Annotated in this window: 17 protein-coding genes; 5 read left to right on the top strand and 12 right to left on the bottom strand. The window is 64.2% G+C overall.

Translation table 11 applies throughout. From position 1 onward, the window contains the following. Positions 1–1,401 carry a WS/DGAT/MGAT family O-acyltransferase gene (locus tag G6N68_RS05950; protein ID WP_163709095.1) on the bottom strand — a complete coding sequence of 467 codons (1,401 nt, stop codon included), beginning with the start codon at positions 1,399–1,401 and terminating at the stop codon, positions 1–3. Between the two features lie 200 nt (positions 1,402–1,601). Here G6N68_RS05950 and G6N68_RS05945 point away from each other — a divergent pair, with 200 nt between their 5' ends. Further along, positions 1,602–2,609 carry an Acg family FMN-binding oxidoreductase gene (locus tag G6N68_RS05945; RefSeq protein WP_163718245.1) on the top strand — a complete coding sequence of 336 codons (1,008 nt, stop codon included), beginning with the start codon at positions 1,602–1,604 and terminating at the stop codon, positions 2,607–2,609. Here G6N68_RS05945 and G6N68_RS05940 read toward each other — a convergent pair. The 3 genes from G6N68_RS05940 to G6N68_RS05930 are packed head-to-tail and all read right to left on the bottom strand — an operon-like array spanning position 2,589 to position 5,774. Next, on the bottom strand, positions 2,589–4,301 hold the full coding sequence (locus tag G6N68_RS05940) for a GAF domain-containing sensor histidine kinase (RefSeq protein WP_163709092.1): 1,713 nt from the start codon (positions 4,299–4,301) through the stop codon (positions 2,589–2,591). The two genes, G6N68_RS05945 and G6N68_RS05940, sit on opposite strands and share 21 nt — an antisense overlap. After that, the gene (gene dosR, locus G6N68_RS05935; protein WP_069419103.1) at positions 4,294–4,944 is read right to left on the bottom strand and encodes a hypoxia response regulator transcription factor DosR/DevR; all 651 of its coding nucleotides are present in this window, start codon (positions 4,942–4,944) and stop codon (positions 4,294–4,296) included. The genes G6N68_RS05940 and dosR overlap by 8 nt, the downstream gene beginning before the upstream one ends. Before the next feature lie 23 nt (positions 4,945–4,967). Further along, positions 4,968–5,774, bottom strand: coding sequence for a universal stress protein (locus G6N68_RS05930; RefSeq protein WP_163709089.1), 807 nt, complete (start codon positions 5,772–5,774; stop codon positions 4,968–4,970). Positions 5,775–6,019: 245 nt separating this feature from the next. Between G6N68_RS05930 and G6N68_RS05925 the strand changes: the two genes are divergently transcribed. The 3 genes from G6N68_RS05925 to G6N68_RS05915 are packed head-to-tail and all read left to right on the top strand — an operon-like array spanning position 6,020 to position 9,834. Further along, positions 6,020–8,410 carry a nitric-oxide reductase large subunit gene (locus G6N68_RS05925; protein ID WP_371871539.1) on the top strand — a complete coding sequence of 797 codons (2,391 nt, stop codon included), beginning with the start codon at positions 6,020–6,022 and terminating at the stop codon, positions 8,408–8,410. Positions 8,411–8,413: 3 nt separating this feature from the next. After that, the gene (locus G6N68_RS05920; protein ID WP_163709086.1) at positions 8,414–9,040 is read left to right on the top strand and encodes a hypothetical protein; all 627 of its coding nucleotides are present in this window, start codon (positions 8,414–8,416) and stop codon (positions 9,038–9,040) included. Continuing rightward, positions 9,037–9,834, top strand: coding sequence for a slipin family protein (locus tag G6N68_RS05915; RefSeq protein ID WP_163709082.1), 798 nt, complete (start codon positions 9,037–9,039; stop codon positions 9,832–9,834). The genes G6N68_RS05920 and G6N68_RS05915 overlap by 4 nt, the downstream gene beginning before the upstream one ends. 33 nt (positions 9,835–9,867) lie before the next feature. Here the strand turns inward: G6N68_RS05915 and G6N68_RS05910 are convergent, their stop codons facing one another. The 4 genes from G6N68_RS05910 to G6N68_RS05895 form a co-directional block, all read right to left on the bottom strand. Beyond that, positions 9,868–11,043, bottom strand: a complete 1,176-nt coding sequence (locus G6N68_RS05910; RefSeq protein WP_163709080.1) for a thiolase family protein — start codon at positions 11,041–11,043, stop codon at positions 9,868–9,870. Continuing rightward, positions 11,040–11,468, bottom strand: a complete 429-nt coding sequence (locus G6N68_RS05905) for a Zn-ribbon domain-containing OB-fold protein (protein ID WP_163709077.1) — start codon at positions 11,466–11,468, stop codon at positions 11,040–11,042. The genes G6N68_RS05910 and G6N68_RS05905 overlap by 4 nt, the downstream gene beginning before the upstream one ends. Before the next feature lie 14 nt (positions 11,469–11,482). Continuing rightward, positions 11,483–12,283, bottom strand: a complete 801-nt coding sequence (locus G6N68_RS05900; protein WP_163709074.1) for an SDR family NAD(P)-dependent oxidoreductase — start codon at positions 12,281–12,283, stop codon at positions 11,483–11,485. Positions 12,284–12,415: 132 nt separating this feature from the next. Beyond that, a complete protein-coding gene (locus tag G6N68_RS05895) occupies positions 12,416–13,204 on the bottom strand; it encodes an SDR family NAD(P)-dependent oxidoreductase (RefSeq protein ID WP_240355398.1) in 789 nt (262 codons plus the stop codon). Between the two features lie 223 nt (positions 13,205–13,427). Here G6N68_RS05895 and G6N68_RS05890 point away from each other — a divergent pair, with 223 nt between their 5' ends. Further along, positions 13,428–14,039 (top strand): TetR/AcrR family transcriptional regulator, encoded by a 612-nt coding sequence (locus G6N68_RS05890; protein WP_163709068.1) that lies wholly within the window; start codon positions 13,428–13,430, stop codon positions 14,037–14,039. Here G6N68_RS05890 and G6N68_RS05885 read toward each other — a convergent pair. From G6N68_RS05885 to G6N68_RS05870, 4 genes are all read right to left on the bottom strand, one after another. Beyond that, entirely contained in the window at positions 14,023–14,331 is a 309-nt protein-coding gene (locus tag G6N68_RS05885) for a hypothetical protein (RefSeq protein ID WP_163709065.1), read from the bottom strand. The two genes, G6N68_RS05890 and G6N68_RS05885, sit on opposite strands and share 17 nt — an antisense overlap. Before the next feature lie 256 nt (positions 14,332–14,587). After that, the gene (locus G6N68_RS05880; protein ID WP_163709063.1) at positions 14,588–15,868 is read right to left on the bottom strand and encodes a DUF427 domain-containing protein; all 1,281 of its coding nucleotides are present in this window, start codon (positions 15,866–15,868) and stop codon (positions 14,588–14,590) included. Positions 15,869–15,878: 10 nt separating this feature from the next. Beyond that, positions 15,879–16,646 (bottom strand): SDR family NAD(P)-dependent oxidoreductase, encoded by a 768-nt coding sequence (locus G6N68_RS05875; RefSeq protein ID WP_163709060.1) that lies wholly within the window; start codon positions 16,644–16,646, stop codon positions 15,879–15,881. Between the two features lie 8 nt (positions 16,647–16,654). Continuing rightward, positions 16,655–17,320: a TetR/AcrR family transcriptional regulator gene (locus tag G6N68_RS05870; protein WP_240355397.1), complete on the bottom strand. Its 666-nt coding sequence runs from the start codon at positions 17,318–17,320 to the stop codon at positions 16,655–16,657. Positions 17,321–17,370 lie beyond the last annotated feature (50 nt).

The following is a 17,370-nucleotide window of genomic DNA, read 5'->3' as shown; positions in this document are numbered from 1 at the left end:
TCAGACAACCAGGGACAGGGGTCCGCGCCGACGAGGAGCCTTGCGGCGCTTGCTGATAGCCACCAGTCGCGCCACTGCGGCTTCGATGCCCCGCGCCAGCTGATCGACATCGGCGGCGTCGTAGTCGGCAAGTATCCCGAAATAAAGGTCATCGGCGTAGCTGAGCATCGCGACGCCGGTCCGCAGGTGCATCGCCAACGGCGGAATCGGATACACGCTGAGCACGCGTCGACCAAGGAGTCGCAGCGGACGCCGTGGCCCGGGAACATTCGTCGCCACGGTCACGACACCACGCTGGGGCAATCGCGTCAACAAGCCGACCGCCCAGGCACTCAACGCAAATGGGATGCGGTTTGCAAGGGAAACAAGCACATTCCCCGCCTGCCGCTGTCCGCTAGCCTTGGCGCGGCCCAGCCGAGCATGCACCTTCTGCAGCCGTTGCACCGGATTCTCTTCGTCGACCGGCAGATTCGGCAGCATCATCGAGACCCGGTTGTCGGTCTGGCCGAACGCGTCGGGTGAACGCACCGACACTGGAATCAACGTGCGCAACGAATCGCGGTACGGCCGCTGGCCGCGTGCGAGCAGGACGTTGCGGTAGCTCTCGGTAATTGCTGTCAGCGCAACATCGTTGAGCGTGACATCGAACGTCTGGCAGATCCGCTCGATGTCCGCCAGCGGGACCCGCGCACCGCTGTACCGGCGCAGGTCGCTGAGGCGTCCCGTCAACGGCGACCCGACCGGGCTGAGCAAGCCGGCGGCGATCTGGCCGGCGCCCTGGGCCGTGCGGAGCACACCCGAGGCGATCGAGGCCGGCAGGTTCCACAGCGCGGTCATAAGGCTCAGGGAACCGGAATCGGGTTGCGGGGATTCCTGCGCGGCGCGGATCTGGTGCACATAACTGTCCCGGCTCATGCCACTCATGCCGCTCATGCCGTCATCACACAACCCGGCCAGCACGTGGGTGGCCGCAATGCCGTCGGCCATGCAGTGGTGAATCTTGGTCAGTGTCGCCCAGCGGTCATCGGCAAGGCCCTCGATGACCCAGACCTCCCACAGCGGCCGATCCCGGTCCAGCCGCCGCGCCATCACGTCCGCGATCACCCGGCCAAGCTCGTGGTCGTCACCCGGCTGCGGTAGCGCAACGCGCCGCACATGCCGCTCGATGTCGAAGTCGGGATCGTCCACCCATTCGGGAGCACCGAGGTCGAGGGGATGCAATTTCAATCGCTGGCCGAAGCGCGGACAGGCGCGAATTCGCTCGGCGAAGACCGACACCAACGCGTCCTGCCGTGGCGCGGGCCCCTCAACGACCGCGAGGCCTCCGATGGCCAGGCTGACCCGGGAATCGGCGTCTTCGGCCTTGAGAAATCCGGCGTCGAGGGTTGTCAGGTGGTCCATATCACGACCTTCCGAGCCTGTGAATTGCATTTATCTGCAACTCGCAGTACCACTATCTCGCGGGTAGGCCCGTCACGGCAGGGCCAAAAGTCCCTCCTTAGGGTGGCTTCATCCCCTGCCGGGGGACGTATCCCCAGACGAAACTTGGGTGAATGACCACAGTCGATGACAGGAAGTCTCGTCAGGTCGGAAAGGCACCCATGACCGCCGAATTTCCGGATGTCGCCACCCTCCGGACGGTCCTGACCCTGGCTGCCCGCGCACCATCCATCCACAACACGCAGCCGTGGCGTTGGCGAGTGAACGCCACGAGCCTGGATCTTTTCTCCGAACCCGAGCTGCAACTGCAGAGCACCGATCCGGACGGGCGCGACCTCATCATCAGCTGCGGGGTCGCGTTACACCACTGCGTCGTAGCCTTGGCGTCCCTAGGCTGGCAACCCAAGGTGAGTCGTCTACCCAGTCCTGACGACCCGCGTCACTTAGCGACCATCGAGGTCAAGCGGCAGGTTCCAGACCAGGCCGACATCGCGTTGGCGGCCGCCATACCGCGGCGCCGGACAGACCGCCGTGCCTACAGTTCCTGGCCGGTTTCCGGCGGCGACCTCGCACAACTGGCCGCACGGGCAGCCCGCTGCGGTGTCATGCTCCGCCAGGTGGATGCCTTGGACAAAATGAGAGCCATTGTGGCGCAAGCCGTCCGGGACCACACCGCCAACAACGACTACATGCGCGAACTGACGGCGTGGAGCGGCCGTTATGGGTCCATGGCGGGCGTACCGGCCCGAAACGCACCGGCATCGCAACCCAAAGCGCCGATTCCCGGTCGCCTTTTTGCTGCACCCGGACTGGCTCAGCCGTCCGGCGTGCTGCCCACCGAGGACAATGCCGCACTTCTCGCACTAGGTACCGACCAGGACGACCGGTTGGCCCGATTGCGCGCCGGCGAGGCGACCAGCGTCGTCCTGCTCACCGCGACCGCGAAGGGATTGGCGTGCTGCCCGATCACGGAGCCATTGGAGATTCCCGAGACTCGCGAAGCAGTCCGCGCCGACGTCTTCGGCACCAGCGGTTACCCGCAGATGCTGCTGCGCGTGGGCTGGGCCCCGGTCAATGCCGACCCACTGCCGTCGACGCCGCGGCGCACCCTCGCGCAGGTCGTCGATTGGCCGGCCGGGGAAGACGCCCTATTGGATGAGCGGCGCTGACCAGCGCAATAGTGTTCCGCCATCTGGGGATTGAGTTTCGACGCTGAATTCTCCGCCGGCTTCCTCGGCGCGTCGTCGCAGGTTCGTCAAACCGCTTGCGGTGAAGTTATCAGGCATGCCGCAACCGTTGTCACTGACTTCGATGCGCAAATCGTCGTCGACCGTGACCCGAACGGTCAACGTCGTCGCATGGGCATGGCGTGCCGCGTTGCTGACGGCTTCCCGGACCACCGCCTCGGCGTGATCGGCCAGCGTGCTGTCCACCACCGACAGCGGCCCGATGTATTGAACGTTGGTGCGCAACCCCGCCCCAGCGAATTGGCCGACGGCCGTGTCGATTCGCTGCCGTAGCCGAGTGATGCCCTGTGATGCTCCGTGCAGGTCAAAGATGGTGGTCCGGATCTCCTGGATGACACCCTGCAGATCATCGACGGCCTCCGAAAGCCGTTTCTGCACTTCGGGTTCACGTGTTCGCGGCGCGGTGCCTTGCAGCGACAGCCCTACGGCGAACAAGCGTTGTATCACGTGATCGTGCAGATCACGGGCAATGCGGTCGCGGTCGGTGAGCACATCGAGTTCGCGCATCCGACGCTGAGATGTGGCGAGTTGCAACGCCAGCGCGGCCTGGTCGGCGAACGCGGCCATCATCGCGAGCTGGTCATCGCTGAATGAGCCCCATCGATCGTGTCGCAGCACCACAACGACGCCGGCCACGGTGTCGGTGGCACGCAGCGGCAGTAGCAGCGCCGGGCCCGCGCGGTCCAACTCGTCCAAAGTCAGCGAATCGACCTGTTGCGGGGTACCGCTGCTGAACGCCTCCCCCAAGGAGGTGCCCGCCACCGGTATGGTCTGGCCGTTGATGGAATCGACAGCGCCGCCTACTGTTTCGATCACCAACAACTCGGTGACCTCGGCGACCGGCAGGTTCTCGTCGAGCGGCACGGCCACCAACGCCGCGTCGGCCGACGTCAACTTGAGCGCTTCCTGTGCTATCAACCGGAAGACCGCCGCGGGTTCGGCGCCGGACAGCAATTCGGTGGCGATGTCCCGGGTGGCCTCGATCCACGACTGACGCGCCTTTGCCGCTTGGTAGAGCCGGGCATTCGCGATCGCGATACCCGCCGCAGCGGCCAGCGCCTGGACCAACACCTCGTCGTCGTCGCTGAACGGTTGCCCACTGATCTTGTCTGTCAGGTACAGGGTTCCGAAGGATTCGTTGCGCACCCGAACCGGTACGCCGAGAAAGGTCCGCATCGGAGGGTGGTGCGCGGGAAAGCCGACAGAGGCAGGGTGCTGCGAAAGATCGTCCAAGCGAAGCGGTTTGGGGTCCTCGATGAGCAGACGAATGAGACCCCGTCCTTCGGGAAGATGACCGATGCGGCGTACGGTCTTCTCATCGATGCCCTCATGGACGAAGCGCTGCAAGCGGTTCTCCCGGTCGTGCACCTCCAACGCGCCATAGCGAGCGTCGACGAGGTTTGTCGCCGAATGCACGATCGTGCGCAGGGTGGCGTCCAAATCCAGCCCCGAGGTGACCACGAGCATGGCTTCCAACAGCCCGTCCAGGCGGTCGCGGCCCTCGACGATCTGCTCGACACGGTCTTGCACCTCGACCAGCAGCTCGCGCAGGCGCAGCTGGGAAAGTGTCTCGCGGAACGGACGCATGTCCGCGTCGTCGGCGCTGCTATCCATCGCGTGTCGACCGCGAGCGCTTCAATTCCGCTGCGAACACCGCAGCTTGCGTGCGGCGCTCCATGCCAAGTTTGGCCAGGAGCCTGGAAACGTAGTTCTTCACCGTCTTTTCGGCCAGGAACATCCGGTCGGCGATCTGCTTGTTGGTCAGGCCCTCACTGAGCAGTCCCAGCAGCGTGCGCTCTTGGTCGGTGAGACCCGACAATGGGTCCGGTTTCTCGGCCGCTCCCCGTAATTTCGCCATCAGCGCCGCCGCGGCTCGATTGTCCAGCAGGGACCGTCCCGCGCCCACTTCCTTGACGGCACGGGCCAATTCCATGCCTTTGATGTCTTTGACCACATATCCGCTGGCGCCGGCCAGAATGGCGTCCAGCATCGCCTCATCCGAGGTGAACGACGTCAAAATCAGGCATCGCAGATCAGGCATGCGGGACAACAGGTCTCGGCACAACTCGATACCGTTGCCGTCGGGCAACCGGACGTCCAGTACCGCCACATCGGGGTTGGCCGCCGGAATCCTGGCTACCGCCTCGGCGACCGAACCCGCTTCACCGACCACTTCGAGGTCGGGATCGGCGCCCAGCAAGTCGATCAGGCCGCGCCGCACCACCTCGTGATCGTCGACCAAGAAGACTGTTACCAAGGCACCTCCCGTGTTCCGCTTGGCTATAGGTTGCCGCACCGCACGGTCAACACGGAACACCCGGCGTTGTACACGCTGCAAAGTTGCGCGGCGTGCGCGTCGGTGACCAGCAGCTCCCCCGGCTTCGCATGATGGGCCATGTATCGGCAGGCGTGGCCGTGCACAGCCTCAGATTCGACCTGCACGTCCGGGTACAACCGTGTCCACCTGGCCAGCCGGCGGCTCAGATGCGGATGCTCTACCGACCTGTGCGCACCGACGTCGTCCGGCGCTTCGGCCGGATGCACCGAGATGGCTCGTAGCGGCACTCCGCGTAGCCGGGCCTCCTCGAAGGCGTGTCGCAACACCGCACCATTGTCCACTTCCGCCACGACCGCGCTGACCTCGGGGGTTGCCCCGTCCTTGGGATCCCGATTGATTACCGCAACCGGGCACAGGGCGGCACCGGCAAGCGTCGCAGCCACCGACCCTTGCCCGCGGCGAGCGTGGTTGAGGCCCATCGAACCAACGCAGATCATCGTGGCGTTCCTGGACTCGTGCATCAGCTTGTTCAGCGGTTTTCCGCGGAGGATGTCGGTTTCGATCTTGACCGGCTTTCCGGTCTCTTCGACGGCCAGAGAAGCGTCGTGCAGCGCCACGCGGGCGGCGGCCATCCGGCCGTCGTAGCTGCCGGGTTCCCCGGATACCTCGATCGCGTCGATGACGTACACCAAGCGCAGCGGAATGTCTCGGCTCACGGCCTCATCCACGGCCCACAGCGCCGCTTGGATGGCCGCTTTTGACCCGTCGATGCCGACAACCACGGATGGTCGGGAATAGATGTCCTCCATGACGATTTCCCTTGCCTCTCGCGAACCTCTCGTGTGCCTCTTCATCCCGTTTAACTCAGAAGTTATGCGCGAAAAACTGGTAGCTACAGAGGCATTAGTCACCGGATTAGGGTCTTTAGTCCCTACCGCGCACCGGCCAAAAATTCGGTCTTGCCATTCCGGCGATATACGAATTTGATGTTTGTGAGGTCTCTGCATATCAGGGACCTGGCGATACAACCAATTGCCCAGAGGGGAGTCTCCCAGTGGCCACTCAAGAGATATCGTCGTTACCCACTCCCTCCGAACCCAGCCCGCGACCCCTCATCGGCAAAGGATGGGTTCAGGGCGTCGCCCTCGTGATGATCTTCGGTTTCCTGGTCATGGGCATCCTGGCCTACCGGACTTACACAGCGGCGATGCCGATGCCGGACAAGGTGGTCAGCGAGTCGGGCCAGGTGTTATTCACCAGCGACGACATCATCAAGGGCCAGGAGCTGTTCCAGGCCCGGGGATTGATGCAGTACGGGTCGGTGCTGGGCCACGGCGCCTACCTGGGGCCGGACTACACCGCCGAATACCTGCGGATGGCAACCGACGAGGTGGCCAACCAATTCCGGGCCGAGGGCGTCGCCGAACCCCGTGACCGGGTGGTGAGTGAATTCCGCACCAACCGCTACAACCCGGAAAACAAGACGCTGGTGTTCACTAATCACCAGACCGCCGCTTTTGAACGCATCCAAAATCACTATGCGGCGTTTTTCGGCGAAAACTCCACCAAGTACGGATTGCGGCCGGAGCTGATCACCGACAAGACGCAGATCCGCCAACTCACGGCATTTTTCGCCTGGACCGCCTGGGCCGCGGCCGCCGAACGACCCGGCCACAAGTACTCCTACACCAACAACTGGCCGGCCGAGCAACGCGTCGACAACGGTCCCACCGCGGCGGTGATCGTGTGGTCTGCGCTGTCGCTGGTGGCGCTGCTCGGCGGCATCGGAATCCTGTTCGGGGTCTACGGCCGGTGGAGCCAGCAGGTCGGCTGGCACAGCGCCGAGGCAACGAACCTGTCCTTCCGCCAACCCGGCGAGGTGAGCCTGACGCCCGCGCAGCGCGCCACCGTCTGGTTCTTCGCGGTGGTGTCGGTGCTGTTCCTGGCGCAGACGTTGCTGGGTGCGGCCGCCGAGCACTACCGCGCTGATCTGTCGACGTTCTTCGGGCTGGACCTGGCCCGAATCCTGCCCTACAACCTGGCCCGCACCTGGCATCTGCAGTTGGCGCTGTTCTGGACGGCGGCCGCATTCCTGGCCGGTGGCATCTTCCTGGTGCCGTTTATCGCCCGCCGAGAACCCAAACGACAGGCGACGCTGGCCTATGTGCTGCTGGGCGCGGTCGCGCTGGTGGTGTTCGGTTCGCTGATCAGCGAAGCGCTGTCCATCTACGGCGTCATCCCCGAAGGCGGCCTGTTCTCCCAGCAGTGGGAATACCTGGACCTGCCGCGGCTGTGGCAGATCCTGCTCGTCATCGGCCTGTTCGTGTGGATCGCGATCGTCTGGCGCGGCATCCGCGCGCGCCTCAAAGGCGAGTCGAAGATGAACATGCCGTGGTTGTTCTTCTTCTCCGGGCTGGCGATTCCTGCCTTCTACGCTGTCGGGCTGCTCGCCACCAGCGACACCCACTACACGGTCGCCGACTTCTGGCGGTTCTGGGTGGTGCACCTGTGGGTCGAGGACTTCCTCGAACTGTTCACCACCGTGATGGTGGCCTACCTGTTCGTGCTGCTGGGAGTGGTGCGCGAGCGCATTGCCCTGGGTGTGATCTTCCTCGACGTGATCCTGTATTCCGCTGGTGGCGTGATCGGCACCATGCACCACCTGTACTTCTCCGGCACGCCGGTGGAGCACATGGCGCTGGGCGCGTTCTTCTCGGCGGCAGAGGTCATCCCGTTGACCTTCCTCACGGTCGAGGCGTGGGCGTTCCTTCAGCTGGGTGCCCGTCAACAGTCCGGTGACGGCAACCCGTTCCCGCACCGCTGGGCCGTGATGTTCCTCGTCGCGGTCGGGTTCTGGAACTTCTTGGGCGCGGGCATCTTTGGGTTCCTGATCAACCTGCCGGTGGTGTCCTACTACCAGATCGGCACCGCGCTGACGGCCAATCACGGGCACGCGGCGATGATGGGTGTCTACGGCATGCTCGCCGTCGGCCTGGCAATGTTCGCGTTCCGCTACATGATTCCGGCCGATAAGTGGCCGGAGAAGTTGGCCCGGCTTTCCTTCTGGTGCATGAACATTGGTCTGGCCTGGATGGTCTTCGTCACCTTGCTGCCGTTGGGTGTGATGCAGCTCTATAGCTCGGTCAACGAGGGCTACTTCGAGGCGCGGTCGCTGGGCTACATCACCAGGCCCGGTAACGCGGTGCTGGAGTGGTTGCGGCTGCCCGGTGACCTCATCCTCATCGTCGGCGGCGTGTTGCCGTTCGTCTGGATCGCATTGCTGGCGTTGCGCCACTTCCGATCCGGCACGACGGTCGACGAGTTGCCCGAACACCCGCTGTACACGGAGGTATCCGCCGTTCCCGAGCCGGCGTCCGCCCCGCCGGCATCCGCTGGGCCGGCATCTGGGGCGCCGGCATCGCGCGCGCCGGCATCGGAGGATTAGCCTATGGCACCACCGGCTGCGACGGTGTGGCTGATTGCCGGGTATTCGTTGGTATTGCTGGCCATCGGATGGAGTTTCGACGGGATGGCGCGTCGGGCCTCGGCTCGCGCGGCGCAATGGCGCACCGGCCAATTCACCTACCGTCCCGACCACGACGCCTGGATCTGTCCGCAGGACCATTGGCTGTGGCCGAGTTCCTTCGATCCCAAACACCGCGTCATGAGGTACCGAGCCTTGCCGGTCGTCTGCAACAGTTGTCCGGTCAAGTCGAATTGCACGTCATCGGATCATGGTCGTGAGGTGAGCCGTGAAGTCGATCCCTGGCCGCATTCGGAGGCCGGGCGCTTTCATCGCGGAATCGCCTGCTGTGTAGCCGCTTTCGGGATCGTGTTGCCGTTAGCGACGTTGATCACCAACCACTCGGTGGCTGATGCGCTGGTCTTGACGGGCACCATCGCGGTGGTGGCGTTACTCGGATCCCCACTGGCACGTCACCTGTGGAACACCCCGTCCAACGCGCCGGACTACCTGCCGCATCGCACCGCGATGGAAGACCAGGTGGCCGCCGCGATCGATCGCTATTCCACCCGCTGGGGCGGCTGGGAAGGCAAGGAGGACCGGACACCATGACCGAATTGGTTGTTGGTCTGGGAGCTGTGGGAGTCGCGCTTATCACGGTGCTGGCGTTTTTCTCGTTGGCCGTGTTACGCGAGTACGAACGCGGCGTGGTGTTCCGGATGGGACACGTGCGCCCGCTGTACCAGCCCGGTTTGCGTTGCTTGATTCCGTTGGTGGACAAGATGGTTCGGGTCGACCAGCGGTTGGTGACGCTCACCATCCCGCCGCAGGAGGTGATCACCCGTGACAACGTGCCGGCCCGGGTGAACGCGGTGGTCATGTTCGCGGTGACGGATCCGCTGAAAGCGATTCTGGCGGTGGAGAACTACGCGGTCGCCACCTCGCAGATCGCCCAGACGACGCTGCGATCGCTGCTCGGCCGCGCCGACCTGGACACCTTGCTGGCACACCGCGAAGACCTCAACAGCGACCTGCGCACGATTATCGAGAAGATGACCGAACCGTGGGGTGTGCAGGTGCACGTGGTGGAGATCAAAGACGTCGAGATTCCCGAATCGATGCAACGCGCAATGGCCCGCGAAGCCGAAGCCGAACGCGAACGGCGCGCCAAAGTCATCAACGCCCGAGGCGAACTGCAGGCCTCCGAGGAGTTGCGAGAGGCGGCGGAGACGCTATCGAAGAGCCCCGCGTCACTGCAATTGCGGTACCTGCAGACGCTTTTGGAGCTGGGGGCGGATCAGAACTCGACAGTGGTTTTCCCGCTGCCCGTCGACATCATCACGCCGTTTCTGCGCAACCCCGATGCCTTGCGTGGTGTGATCGACAACATCAATCACCACGGCTGAAAACTGCTGTTGCCCGCCGTTCTCATCGGCATCTCAGGCGCGTCGCAGCAACATGGCCGTGGTCCCACTGTTGGCGGCGCCGACGCCGACCGCCGCCAGACTGGCGTGGTCCACCTGTCGAGCGCCCGCTTCCCCGCGGATCTGCAGGCAGGCCTCGTGCAGATGCCCGAAGCCGTGGAGCCGTCCGCCCGACAACTGTCCTCCGGCGGTGTTGATCGGCAACTCACCGCCCAGCGATATGCGTGCCGTGTCAGCGACCCACGCACCGGATTCCCCGACCGGGCAGAAGCCTAAATCTTCCAGCCAGCACAACACGAAAACGCTGAATCCGTCGTAGAGCGAGGCCACGTCGACGTCCGAGACGGTGAAATCGGTGCGCTGCCACAGGTTCGACGACCACCGGGAACTGATGCGGGTGATGTCTTCGCCACCTTCCCAGGTGAAGCGGTCGTGGTGGGCACAGTCCAGGGCCTCTACCGCCACCGCGGGATGGTCGAGTCCCGCGGCGTGTTCGGCGCGCGAAATCACGAATGCCGTGGCGCCGTCGCAGGCGATGTCGCAGTCGAACATGCACAACGGGTCGGACACCATTCGCCCGTTGAGGTAGGCATCGAGGTCCAGCGGGTCGGTGTAGATCGCCACGGGGTTCAGCGCGGCATGTGCGCGCGCGGTGATGGCGATCGACGCAAGCTGCTCGCGGGTCAACCCATAACGCAGCATCCGTGCCCGAATCTGCAGTGCCGCGAGATTGGCTGCCGTGACACCAAATGGCAGCTGCCAGCCCATCATTCCGCTAGGACGTCCACCGCTGGACCCATAGCCCCTGCGGCGTCCGGCCCCTTGCGCGGTGCCCTCCCAGATGCTGCGCCAACACAGCACATGGTTGGCCAATCCGCCGGCGACCGCCAGCATCGCATCGACCACCGCGCCGAGCTGCCCTGGCGACTCGACTCCCCCAGCGACCCAGTTCGGCTTGATTCCCAACGCGTCATGGATGTCGCGCAGTGAAGCTCCGGAAAACCCTGGACCCGCTTGTGATGCTCCCGGATAGGTTGTTAGGCCGTCGATGTCAGCCAGTGTCAAACCGGCGTCACCGACCGCCGCCAAACATGCCTCGACGGTGAGCTCCAACCCGTCACGTCCCAACCGCCGGCCGATCTCCGATTGGCCGATGCCGCTGATGACGACCTGATCGAGCGGGCGCTTCATTGGCGCTCTGGCTCAAACAACGGGATGTACACCACGTCGTCACCGTCCTCGCGGCGCTCGAAGACGACTTGCACCGGCATGTTTGGGGTGACCTCGTCGGGATCGACGTTCACCAGGTTGGTCAGCAACCGCACCCGGGTGTCCTCGACCGGGCTCACGAAGGCGACGAGATATGGCGGCGGAAACCCGGGGAACCAAGGATGCCGGTTGACGGTCCACGATTCGACCCGCCCCCGGCCGCTGAGGTCGACGTATTCGAGCAGGGCGTGGTCGTACGGGCAGCGCAATGCCGGTGGGTGAACCAGCCGACCGCACGCGGCGCAGCGCTGCATGCGCAGCACCCCGTCGGCCCCCGCGGTCCAGAACGGCCGATTGAGCTCGGTCAGCGCCGGCAAGGGGCGCTGAATTTCGGACTGCTGCGTCATGTGTCGTCGAACGATTACCCGAACACGCCCGGCGATTGCGAGTAGTCCACCGTCGACAGCTCGGTCATTCCGCCGTCGACATGCAGCACCGTGCCGGTAACGAAGGCCGCATCATCACTGGCCAAAAAGGCCACCGCCGGCGCGATTTCGGCTTCGGGGTCGGCACCGCGCCTCATCGGTGACGCGACCGCGGTCCGCGTGTAGTTGTCCCATTCCGTGCCGATCATCGACTCCTGAGCCTCAGTCAGGGCGAACGGGCACAGCGCGTTGACCCGGATCCGGTGGCGCGCCCATTCGTTGGCGGCCACCTTGGTCAGCGCGGCCACCGCACCCTTGGCGGCCGAGTAGGGCGCCGTGTAGGCGATGCCACCCAGTGCAGATCCAGACACGAAATTGATCACCGATGCCCGGCCGGAGGCGCGCAGGAACGGGAAGCCGATCTGCATGAACCGAAACGTCGCTTTTGGGCCGGTCGCTTCCGACAACTCCCAATCCTTTTCGGTGACCAGCTCCAACGCCTTTGGCATGGCAAAGAACTGGGCCGCGTTGACCATCACGTCGATCCGACCGTCGCCGATGTCGGCGGCGTGGTGCACAGCGGCTTCGATGTCTTCCCGGCGCGCGACATTAGCCTTGACGAAAGACGCCGAGCCAGCTGCTGCGCCAATACTGTCAACACATTCGCGCCCCTTCGCCTCGTTGAGGTCGACGACGGTCACGTGGGCTCCCAGGCCGGCGAGCGATCGGGCGATCGCACGGCCCAGACCCTGAGCCCCGCCGGTGACCAGCGCGTTTCGGCCTTCCAACCGGGACAACGGCGACTCCTTGAAAAAGACTTGACGTGATGTAACAGTTGAACACTTTCCGTACAGTTATTCAATTCTTGCAGATCCTCAGCGCGCTGCCTAGTGGACCATCCTTGGGCTCACCAAGGGTCGGCTTGCCACTTACCGTTGTTGGCCCGCGGTCACGAAAATGTCCTGCCCGGTGATCGCTGAGGCCGCGTCGGAGGCCAGCCACACCGAGACGTCGGCAATTTCCTGCGGTTCGACCAGGCGCGCCAACGCATTCGCCGATGCCAAACGTTGCCGCACACTTTCCGGGGCGGCGGACTCTTGGACAGCCACCTTGGCGACGTAGTTGTCGACCAACTCGCCGGCCACCGCGCCGATCACTATGGTGTTGACTCGAATTTCCAACGAGCCGACCTCCATGGCAAGCGTTTGGCCCAGCGCACTCAGTCCCAATTTCGCGGCCGCATAGTGGGCTTTTTTCGTACGCACCAGCCTCGCCGCGGCCGAAGAAAAGAACTGAATATTTCCGCAGCCGCTGCCAATCATGGCTTGCCGCAGGGCCTCTCGGGACAGCACCATGGGTGCGATGAGGTTTGTCTCGAGCACCTCTCGCCAATTCGCGACGGTCGCTTCGCTGACCGCCTGGTCCGTACCGGGCACCGCCGCATTGTTCACCAGCACGTCGAGGCGGCCAAAGCGCGAAAGCGCCCGGCCGACAGCATCGCGGCACTGATCCTCATCACAGATGTCGGCAACCGCCACCAGCGATTCACCGCCCTCGTCTGCCACAAGTCGGGCCGTCTCCACCAGTTGCTCGGCGCGACGCGCCACCAGGACGACATTGGCGCCGCACTGTGCATATCGCCGCGCCAGCACCCGTCCAATACTTCCGCTGGCACCGGTGATCATCGCTGTCCGACCGCGCAAGTCCGCCGGTCCCACTATCGCCGACCTAGCCTGCCCGACCCCCATACGAAAGCCCTAGCAGCCCAACGATAATAGCGCCACTTGGACCTCATTTCGGGTCGGCCGAATTATCAACAAGGGTACATGTTGTGAATTATCGTTTACATCGGTGGCGCGGTCGGCCTGTCGGCGCGCTGCCATAGTGGTGCCTCTCCCTCACGTAGCATGAATGGGTTATGACTGTTGGTCGGAGGAGTGCATGTTGACGGACCGAGCCACTGGCGAAGCGGAGGTCGCCGACGAGTTTGATCGCCGCGACCAGATTCTCGACGCCGCGAACGAATGCTTTACCCAGTTGGGCATCCAGCGCACCAGTGTGCAGGACGTCGCGCGGATGGCCAAAGTCTCCCGCGGCACCATCTACCGTTATTTTGCCGACCGCGACGTATTGATCGAGGCCGCCATCGAGCATGGCGCCCAACGCTTCTATCGCGAAGTCGCCGCCGCGATGGCGCAGAAGAACACGCTGGCCGAACAACTCGGTGCGATGGCCGAGACGAACGCGAGGATCCTGCTCGAACACCGCACCCGCAATCGGCTCATGGCGGATGACTCCGAGCTCATGCGCCACATGATTTCCGACGGCGACTCCGCGGTTCGGCGCACCACGAAGTTTCTGGAACCCTATGTGCGCGATGCCCAGAAGCGCGGCGAAGTGGGCGCGGGAGTCGATATCACCGCCGCCAGCGAATGGCTGGCCCGCATGATCTACTCCTTCAACACGGTCAACCAGGGTCTGAGCTTCGACATGTCGAAGCCCGAAACCGTCCGTCGCTACGTGGAGAAATTTGCCGTCAACGGCTTGCGCTGACCCGCAATCGCGGTACAGCCCTGGCACGGACCAGGTTTAAGAGCAAGTAGGAGACGTACGCGACGCCGACGACCTTCCAGCGATTCCGCTTCCTCGCCTCGAGCAGGGTTAGGCCGATTAGTGTTTCAAAACCCCCGTTGATGTAGGTGTACGGCCGGGGATTTTCGGGGAAGGCGATCTTGTTGATCGGGTCGAAATGCGCCGGGAAGACGAAGTGGGCCAGTCCGATTCCCACGACGAGCGCCCCCACAAGAACCCGCCAATCTCTGTCGGTCTGGCCGCTAAGTGACATCCGAATCCTTCCTCGCTGCAACGAATGGAGATCAAGTAATTATGCGGGTGTCAGCCGCGCGGCCAAGTGGGACGGACCTCAGGCGTGCCGAAACGGCCAACGGCTTGACGATCGAACCGGCCGCCCTGGCGTTGCGGGAAAGAGCCTGGGAAGGATTCCGGGAACGCACCGTTGTGGTCGCAGTCATGACCGTGAGCCTCCTAGTTCAAGATGCGAACGCAAGCGGGCTTCCTTGCGCGTGGCGCGGAGCGACCCGTTACATTGCCGTCCTGCTGTCGTGACCGATGGCGGCAGGATCCGCCGCGAAGTCGCGGACCATCGCCTGCACCGTGTACGACGCGGCCAAGCGGCCATCGCGAGTGAAAACCCGCCCATCGCCTTGCACCAGACCACGACCCGCCCAGAACGCATGGTTGGTGTACAAGAGCCAGTCCGCGATGTCGACGTCGTCGTGAAAAGCGATGTCGGCCTTCATGATCCCCGTCGACAGCGTGATGTGCGCACGAGCCTCGCCGAAACCCGGGTGGGGTCGCATGCCCGCGGCGATGATCCAGTGCGTCGTCGACTGCGCCAGCAGGGCCGACTGCAAGGATCGTTCCCGCGGCGCTTCCCGAAACCGCACCCACACGTTGATCACCGGAGGGCCAATCCGGTCGGGATCGGGGTCGTAGGCCGCGTCCACCACCCGGATTTCGCGACCCGTCATCCCGAAGCCCGGAAATGCCACCGCTGTCTCAGGCCCGGGGACATCCGGCATGCCCTCAGTGTCGCGAATGACATCGCGCGCGCCCGAGTCCGCAAGGACGATCGCGGCACTACGCAGTTTGCCGTGCTGGCTGATCCGTACTTCGGCCGACGAGAAGGACCTGCCCCGGCGCAGTACATCGACAGTGAGGTCCACCGACGCATCGAATGCGGCCGCCTTGTTGAAGATCATCGAGGTGGACGTAACCCGTTGTGCTGGAAATGTTTTAGATGCGGCAACGATAGCCTCCCCCAGCAGCTGGCCACCCTCGACGACATTGCGACGGGTCGGCCCGTGCGCTGGGCCGACGAACCGGCCATCGCCTGCGGGCTCGACATCGATGAGCCGGCGCAGCTCCTCGGCATCGCCCCACAGCGGGAAGTTGGTGGCAACCTTACTGCCGTCCGGCCAGCTTTCGACAACAACCACCCGCAGCACATCGTCGTAGAACGATACGTAGCCGGCGATATCGGCCACCTCGGGTAGTGGCGTGCGGTATGCCCAGACAACGTTCTCGACCACCGGGTCCGCACCGGACAAGGTCCAGTAACTGGCGCGACCCTTGAAAGGGCACACGGTGGCGTGATCCGACGGCACGAAGAGATCCCAGCGAACATCCGACTCAGGGAAGTACAGGCGGTCCTCGTGGTCGCTCTCGGTGACCAGTAGGCAGCGGTCGCTCTCGGCAACGAGGACGTCGCCATGCCACACTTGGCCGGCGTGCGGGTACCGGGTGACATCAATCCGGTACCCCGGGTGATCCGGCCACGCCGATTCGACTTGAGCTGTCATCGTTGACCTTTCACGCCATTGCAGGTTTCACCACCGCTGCGGGTGGACGCAGCACCAGCTGCTCGGGGCTGACGACAGGACAGTTCAACGCGCTGGCGAAGACACCGGCAAGCATGTCGGCGACCTCGTCGGGTGTCATCAAGGTCTCTTGCAGCAGACCTCGCGCGATCCAATCCTGAACGACGGTCCCCAGCAATTCGGTGTCGAACGCCGCCGTGAACTCGGTAGGCACGGTGCCCCCCACCGTGACACAGCAGAAACGAAAATCGGGATGCTCGGTGCGCCAAGCGTTCAGACTCTCGTTCAGGGCGGCCTTGCTCGTTGAATAGGCGCCGAGACCGAGCCGGGGCTGGCCGACCGTCTCCGAGGAAAGTGCGCCCACGATCGCACCGGGTGTGAGCGCCGGCAGACAGGCCCTGATCACCTGATGGATGCTGACCACGTTGGTCTGCATCACGTCGAACCAGTCCGCAGCGGAGGTGTCGACAAACATCCGCAAGGGTGCGTAACCGACTGAGATGAACAGCAAGTCGATGCCACCCAGCGTGTCGCGAGCCGCGGCTGCGATGCGCGCGCAATCGTCGGCGTTGCGCACATCGGCGGTCACCGTGCTACCCCGGCCCGCCTCGGCCACGACCTCCTCCAGACGTCCTTGGCGGCGTGCGGCGACAAGCAATTCCGCGCCTTCCTTGCCGGCACGCACGGCAAAGGCGCGCCCAATGCCGGCTGACGCACCGACCACCGCGACACGCTTACCGCGCAAAGTCCGTTCGCCCATGGCTCTGCTCACCGGAGGCCGTTGACGGCGAAGGTCTCGACATAGCGACCGACGGTATCCGGTTTGGACATGTCGAATGTCTGCGCCTCGTTGACGGTAGCGAACGAGTAGATGATCCGAGCCAGCCATTCGCTGGCGGCAGCGACGTCGACGCCGGCGCCGACCTCGCCTCGTTCACGTGCATCGCGGACATAGGGCATCAGAAATGCCGTCGAACGGCGAACAGCCGTATCCCCGTCGGAGATGATTATCCGCATCAACTCCGCGTCATCAGCCATCAGACGGTTGCGCGTGCGATGGTCGAGAAGTATTCGCGCATGCGTTTCCGCCATGGCACCGACCTGCTCGGCGAGGGTGGTCTTTGCTGCCATGGCAGTAGCGACCTCACGGTAGAAACGCTGCGCACCGAACTCAATCGCGGCACCGATCAACACATTACGGTCCTCGAAATAGCGGTACACCGTACCGCGCGAGACGCTCGCCACTCGGGCAACGTCCTGAACACTGGTCCGCTGAATACCGAGTTGGGCGAAGCATTCGTTCGCCGCCTCAAGGATCTGGTCCCTGCGGTCGAACTCGTCGGCCGAGTCGGGCTCTGCGCTGATCCGTTCCGTCGACATTCTCGCTCCTCGCGCCACGCTAACCCGCTCGCCAATAGTCGTGCCACGCGACAAACGTGCGCCTATTGTTCCGCCAGCCGCAGCACCGCCCTGCGCGACCCGCG

It is taken from the genome of Mycobacterium bourgelatii (assembly GCF_010723575.1).
GTDB classification, from domain to species: domain Bacteria; phylum Actinomycetota; class Actinomycetes; order Mycobacteriales; family Mycobacteriaceae; genus Mycobacterium; species Mycobacterium bourgelatii.
Note: the sequence above shows the minus strand (reverse complement) of the source record. Positions and strands in the feature narration are given on the sequence as shown.